We start from the raw sequence: 344 nt of genomic DNA on the forward strand, positions 1-344 counted from the left end.
ACTGGAGTTTTAATTTTGGAGGCATATGGCAGCAAATGATATTTATATCGACCATGTATCAAACAGTGACGGCAGTACCGAAGCTGTTGATCTCAAGGTGCATAAAGTGACTTCAGCATTTAAAATACCCCATGACCTTGCGAAAGACTTGATTGAGAAAGTAGTTCATACTACTAATCTCAAAAGTGCCTTTAGAGGGCACCGTCAAGTTAATGGGAATATGGCCGCAACACAACCCTGACCCTTAAATTTTAGGCAGCAGCTATCTCTTGGATAGCTTCATCCCAAATAAATTTAGCTTTTTGAAAATTCTCTCTTTGGATATTAGCTGCATTAGTATATCT

The 344-nt window shown here is 38.7% G+C and carries 1 protein-coding gene; it reads left to right on the top strand.

Annotated elements, in window-relative coordinates; all coding sequences use genetic code 11:
• The first annotated feature begins 25 nt into the window (after positions 1-25).
• A complete protein-coding gene (locus L8D11_RS05500; RefSeq protein WP_236870659.1) occupies positions 26-241 on the top strand; it encodes a hypothetical protein in 216 nt (71 codons plus the stop codon).
• Positions 242-344: the final 103 nt, after the last annotated feature.

This window comes from Candidatus Bandiella numerosa, assembly GCF_021811875.1.
In the GTDB taxonomy this organism is placed as follows: Bacteria; Pseudomonadota; Alphaproteobacteria; order Rickettsiales; family Midichloriaceae; genus Aquirickettsia; species Aquirickettsia numerosa_A.

Bases quoted from the DNA above. Each gene is read 5' to 3' on its own strand.
- L8D11_RS05500 (WP_236870659.1), top strand. From the start codon at position 26: ATGGCAGCAAATGATATTTATATCGACCATGTATCAAACAGTGACGGC.